We start from the raw sequence: 5,570 nt of genomic DNA, 5'->3' as shown, positions 1-5,570 counted from the left end.
CAACAAGGGCAATCTCGGTGCGCTGGAAGACATTACCGATGAGACCTATCAGGCCTTCGCCGGTCGCCAGGACCAGTTGGTCGACCTGATCCCCCGGCTCGCCGAATTGACGGCGGGGCTCAACCGGCAGACCAACGACATCATCGACGCGGTCGACGGGCTGAACCGCTTCTCCGCGATCCTGGCACGCGACAAGGACAACCTGGGCCGGGCGCTGGACACGCTGCCCGAGGCCCTGCGGGTGCTCAACAAGAACCGGGACCACATCGTCGAGGCGTTCGCCGCTTTGAAGAAGCTGGCGACGGTGACCTCCCACATCCTGGCAGAAACCAAGGTGGACTTCGCCGAAGACCTCAAGGGCCTGTACTCGGTGGTCAAGGCCCTCAGCGACAACCGCAAGAACTTCATCACCTCGCTGCAGATCCTGCTGACGTTCCCCTTTCCCAACTTCGGCATCAAGCAGTCGGTGCGCGGCGACTACCTCAACGTGTTCACCACCTTCGACCTCACCCTGCGCCGGATCGGTGAGACGTTCTTCACCACGTCCTATGCGCTCGACCCGAACATGATGCACATGAGCGAGGTGCTCAACCCGCCCGACTTCCTGACCGGCGAGATGGCCAACCTGTCCGGACAGGCGGCCGACCCGTTCACGATTCCGCCCGGAACGACAGGACACTAGGGGCGGCGGATGATCGACAAACTGACCAGGGTCCAGCTCGGCATCTTCGCGGTGATCACGGCGATCACGCTGACGGTGATGGCCGTCTTCTACCTTCGGCTGCCCGCCACCCTCGGCCTCGGAACGTACGGTGTGAGCGCCGATTTCGTGGCCGGGGGCGGTCTGTACAAGAACGCCAACGTCACCTACCGCGGCGTCGCGGTCGGTCGGGTGGAGTCGGTGGGCCTCAGCCCCAACGGCGTCACCGCCGAGATGCGGCTCAACAGCGGCACCCCGATACCGTCGAACGTCACCGCCACCGTCAAGAGCGTCTCCGCCGTGGGTGAGCAGTACATCGACCTGGTGCCGCCGGGCAATCCCGCATCGACCAAGCTGCACAACGGATCCCGGATCGACCGGCAGAACACCCGCATCGGTCAGGATGTCGCAGACCTGTTGAAGCGGGCGGAGGCACTGGTCAACAGCCTGGGCGACACGCGGTTGCGCGAGCTGTTGCACGAGACGTTCATCGCGGCCAACGGCTCGGGTCCCGAGTTGGCCCGGCTGATCGAATCCGCCCGGCTGCTGGTGGACGAGGCCAACGCCAACTACCCGCAGGTCTCGCAGCTTATCGATCAGGCCGGCCCGTTCCTGCAGTCCCAGATCCGCGCCGGCGCCGACGTGAAGTCGCTCTCGGATGGGTTGGCGCGGTTCACTTCCGAGGTGCGCCAGGCCGACCCGCAGCTGCGCGACACGCTGGCCACCGCCCCGGGCGCCACCGACGAGGCCAGCACCGCGTTCTCCGGGATCCGCCCGTCGTTCCCGGCACTGGCTGCCAGCCTGGCGAACCTGGGCCGCGTCGGCGTCATCTACCACAAGTCGATCGAGCAGCTGCTCGTGGTGTTGCCGGCGCTGTTCGCGGCGATCACCACGGCCGCCGGCGGCGCCCCGCAGGACGAGGGCGCCAAGCTGGACTTCAAGCTTGACCTCAACGACCCGCCCCCGTGCGCCGTCGGCTTTCTGCCCCCGCCGCTGATGCGCACGCCGGCGGACGAGACGCTGCGCGAGCTGCCGAGGGACATGTATTGCAAGACCGCGCAGAACGATCCGAGCACCGTGCGCGGTGCCCGCAACTACCCGTGCCAGGAGTTCCCCGGCAAGCGGGCGCCGACGATCCAGCTGTGCCGCGATCCGAAGGGCTATGTTCCGGTCGGCCGCAATCCGTGGCGCGGCCCGCCGGTGCCGTACGACACCCCGGTGACGAACGGGCTGAACGTGTTGCCCCCCAACAAGTTCCCGTACATACCGCCGGGTGCCGATCCCGATCCAGGCGTTCCCATTGTGGGACCGCCCCCGCCCGGCGTGATGCCGGGGCCGGGGCCGGCACCGCACCAGCCGGCCTTCGATCCGCCGCCACCGAACGACCGGCCGCCGCCGCCGGGCAACCCGTCGTGGATGCCGCCAGGCGTCCCACCGGTTCCGCCGATACTTCCCTATCCCAAGTGGCTCCCACCGCCAGCCCCGCCGGAGGGCATCAACCCTCCGCCGGCGGGCCCGGGACCGGAGAAGCCGTGGGGGCCGCCGCAGGGTCCGCCGCCGCCGCAGGCCAGCGGCCCGGCCTACACCACCTATGACCAGCGCACCGGAGCGTTCGTGGACCCGGCCGGCGGGACTGGTACGTTCGCGGCCGGCGCCAGTGGCGCCTCCAGCGCCGAGAATTGGGTGGACCTGATGCTTGACCCGAGGCCGATGTAGTGGCCCCAGAAGTCCCAGAAACGACGACACGGCGAGTGCGTCGCCGTGCTTCGCGCGCCGCGGGGCCGGCCAAGGGCGAGGCGACCGAGGCCGCTCCGGTCAAGGTCGACGTCCCGGCCCCGCCGAAGCCGTCGGCGAAGCCCGTCAAAACCCTGAAGCCGGTCAAGCCGCCGCCGCGGCGCCGGGCGAACCGCGTCCTGGTGCTGTGGACGTCGTTCGCCGCCGCGCTGGTGGCGGTCGGCGCTCTGGCCGGCTGCCTGGTCGCGCTGGTCGTCCAGCAGCGGCACGCCGACGCGGCCCAGGCGCGCGATCAGCGCTTCGTCGACACCGCCACGCAGACGGTGGTCAACATGTTCAGCTACAAGCAGGACAACATCGACGAGAGCGTGAACCGGTTCTACGACGGCACCAGCGGCCCGCTGCGGGGAATGCTGGGCGCCAACAACAACATTGAGAACCTCAAGGGCCTGTTCCGCTCCACCAACGCGACGTCGGAAGCCGTCGTCAACGGCGCCGCGTTGGAGGGCGTCGATTCGGTCACCGACAACGCGTCGGTGCTGGTGTCGGTGCGGGTCACGGTCGCCGACATCGACGGGACGAACAAGCCGTCGATGCCGTATCGGCTGCGCGTGATCGTGCACGAGGACGAGCGCGGCCGGATGACCGGCTACGACCTGAAGTATCCGGACGGGGGTAATTGATGCGGTGGCTGATCGCCGTCGCGGGCTCCCTGCTGGTGGCCGCCTTCGTCGGCCTGTCCGCGGCTTCCGGTTGGTTCTACTGGGAGCGGGCGCAGACGCGCGGCGAGGCGGCCGCGCGGGCGGCGTTGCCGGGGCTGGCCGCCAAGGAGATACCCGAGGTGTTCGCCTACGACTATCAGACCGTCGAACGCAGCCTCTCGGCCGCTTACCCGTTGCTGACGCCGGCCTATCGCCAGGAGTTCCAGAAGAGCGCCAACGCGCAGATCATTCCGGAGGCGAAGAAGCGTGAGGTGGTCGTCCAGGCCAATGTCGTTGGCGTGGGCGTCATGTCGGCCAAGCGGGATTCGGCGTCTGTGATGGTCTACCTGAACCGCACCGTGACCGACAAGTCACGGCAGCCGCTCTACGACGGCAGCCGGTTGCGGGTCGACTTCACCAAAGTCGGCAAGCAGTGGCTGATCGCCTACATCACGCCGATCTAGGCCCTCAGAAGCACATCGCAATGTCGTTGCACCGCAACGGGTAACGCTCGATCGGGCTGGGCGGTGGCCCGGTGAGCGCCAGCGTGAACGGCTGCTTGCTCATCGCCGACTCCAGGCCGCACTCGGGGCCGTGCAGGCTGGTGTGCGTGCCGGTGAGCGTCTCGTCGTCGAACGCATAGGTTTCGGTCGATGGCGCGGTGCCGCCGCCAGGGCACGAAACACCGTCGGCCACATCGACTTTGAAGGTCCAGCGTTGGCTCACCAGCCGGGCCCTGCCGCTGAAGTTCTGCAGCTTGTCCTGCCGGCTGATCTTTTCGTCGGTCGCGCTCACGATGTTCAGGGCGCAGAAGTTCGCGATGATGTCCGGGTTGGAATAGTCCTTGTAGTAGCGGCTTCCGTTCACCTGATCGCACAGCGCCGTGATCGTCCAGGTCACCCCGGACACCCCCGCCTGGTTGAAGGAGTAGTTGCCGTCCGGTGGCGGTGCGACGGCGCCGGCCGGTTCGCCCGATTCCAGCGCGATTCCGAGTGCGACGGCAGAGCAGATGCCGGCGACGGCGGCCAGGCCACGACGGAGCTTCATGACGTTCCTCCCTCTACGCTGCATCGAGTATCACAGCGTTTCGGCGGCAGCACCATGGGGGGTTCGCCGGGGCTACGGCAATCCGTGCGCCCCGCTGTGGCCGAACGGCCCGGCGAAGCCGCCGTTGCCGCCGTTTCCGCCGCCCTTGCCATTCCCGCCGTCGCCCCCGTTGCCGATAAACACGGCATCGCCGCCCCGGCCGCCGTTGGCGGGCGCGGCGCCGGTGCCGGCATCGCCGCCCCTGCCGCCGCCGCCGAAGAGCCCGCTGACGCCGCCGTCGCCGCCGGCCCCACCGGCCCCGGTGCCGGATCCGGCGCCACCCGCACCGCCGGCACCGCCGTGGGCGAATATCCCGGTCCCGCCGCCGTTCCCGCCGGCGCCGCCGACCCCGGTCGGGCCGCTGCCGGCGCCGCCCGTGCCGCCGGCGCCTCCGCCGCCCAGCAGTTTGACGTTGCCGCCATCGCCTCCGCGGCCGCCGAACAACCCGGCCCCGCCGTCGCCGCCGGTGCCGCCGTCGCCCACGATCCCGCTGTTGCCGCTTCCGCCGCCGTTGCCGCCGATCCCGAGGAATGCGGAGCCGCCCTGGCCGCCATGACCACCGTTGCCGAACACCCCGGCGGTACCCGCGTCTCCGCCGCTGCCGCCGTGTCCGCCAGCTCCGGTGGCGTCGCCGCCGGTCCCGCCGGTGCCACCATTACCGTGCAGCCACGCGCCCTTGCCTCCGTGGCCGCCGAAACCGCCTATCCCATTGGCGCCGGTGGCGCTCCCGCCGGCCCCGCCGGTGCCGCCGTTGCCCTGCAGCCAGCCGCCGTTACCCGCGCTCCCGCCCAAACCGCCGGCGATATCGCCGGCCCCGCCGGCCCCGCCCGCGCCGCCGGAGCCTTGCAGCCACCCACCATTGCCGCCGGCACCGCCGTAACCGCCGAAACCGTTGACATCGCTTCCGCCGGCTCCGCCCGCTCCGCCGTGACCGAGCAGTGGCGCGTTGCCCCCGGCACCGCCGATGCCGCCGGTGCCCCCGACGGCGGAGTTGGTCCCGCCCGCGGCATTCTTCCCGCCGGCGCCGCCGGCGCCGCCGTCGCCGCCGTTGCCGTACAGCCACCCGCCGTTACCGCCGGACCCGCCACTGGCGCCGGCGCCGCCACTGCCTTGGCCGCCGGCTTGGTTCCCGCCCGCGCCGCCTGCCCCGCCGTGCCCGCCGCTGCCGATCAACCCGGCATTCCCGCCGGTTCCGCCGTGCGCACCGGCACCGCCGGCCTGGCTGGCGGTGTTTTGGCCGCCTGTCCCGCCGGACCCGGCGTCGCCGCCGTTGCCGTACAGCCGGGCGCCGGCCCCGCCGTGCCCGCCGATGCCGCCGTTGCCGCCGTTGCCCTGGGCATTGGTGGCCC

General features: G+C 70.6%; 5 protein-coding genes and 1 pseudogene. 4 read left to right on the top strand and 2 right to left on the bottom strand.

Annotated elements, in window-relative coordinates:
• The 4 genes from A9X00_RS23850 to A9X00_RS23835 form a co-directional block, all read left to right on the top strand.
• A partial coding sequence (locus A9X00_RS23850; protein WP_232006917.1) for an MCE family protein occupies positions 1-682 on the top strand: 682 nt, incomplete at its 5' end.
• Between the two features lie 9 nt (positions 683-691).
• Complete coding sequence (locus A9X00_RS23845) at positions 692-2,416, top strand: virulence factor Mce family protein (RefSeq protein ID WP_067159067.1); 1,725 nt, start codon at positions 692-694, stop codon at positions 2,414-2,416.
• Entirely contained in the window at positions 2,416-3,117 is a 702-nt protein-coding gene (locus A9X00_RS23840) for a mammalian cell entry protein (RefSeq protein WP_067159064.1), read from the top strand. Before A9X00_RS23845 ends, A9X00_RS23840 begins: the two co-directional genes overlap by 1 nt.
• Entirely contained in the window at positions 3,117-3,599 is a 483-nt protein-coding gene (locus A9X00_RS23835; RefSeq protein ID WP_067159062.1) for a mammalian cell entry protein, read from the top strand. Before A9X00_RS23840 ends, A9X00_RS23835 begins: the two co-directional genes overlap by 1 nt.
• A 4-nt stretch (positions 3,600-3,603) precedes the next feature.
• On the opposite strand, the gene A9X00_RS23830 is transcribed toward A9X00_RS23835, so the two are convergent.
• Together A9X00_RS23830 and A9X00_RS31480 are read right to left on the bottom strand one after the other, a co-directional pair.
• Positions 3,604-4,182 carry a hypothetical protein gene (locus A9X00_RS23830; protein ID WP_067159059.1) on the bottom strand — a complete coding sequence of 193 codons (579 nt, stop codon included), beginning with the start codon at positions 4,180-4,182 and terminating at the stop codon, positions 3,604-3,606.
• A gap of 72 nt (positions 4,183-4,254) precedes the next feature.
• Positions 4,255-5,570 (bottom strand): annotated as a pseudogene (locus A9X00_RS31480) (PE family protein); the annotation flags it as partial.

The organism is Mycobacterium sp. 1245805.9 (genome assembly GCF_001672915.1).
GTDB lineage: Bacteria > Actinomycetota > Actinomycetes > Mycobacteriales > Mycobacteriaceae > Mycobacterium.
This window is presented reverse-complemented; position numbering and strand designations above follow the sequence as displayed.

Excerpts from the sequence above, each read along its gene's own strand:
- A9X00_RS23830 (WP_067159059.1), bottom strand. The coding sequence starts at position 4,182 with ATGAAGCTCCGTCGTGGCCTGGCCGCCGTCGCCGGCATCTGCTCTGCC.
- A9X00_RS23835 (WP_067159062.1), top strand. The coding sequence starts at position 3,117 with ATGCGGTGGCTGATCGCCGTCGCGGGCTCCCTGCTGGTGGCCGCCTTC.
- A9X00_RS23845 (WP_067159067.1), top strand. The coding sequence starts at position 692 with ATGATCGACAAACTGACCAGGGTCCAGCTCGGCATCTTCGCGGTGATC.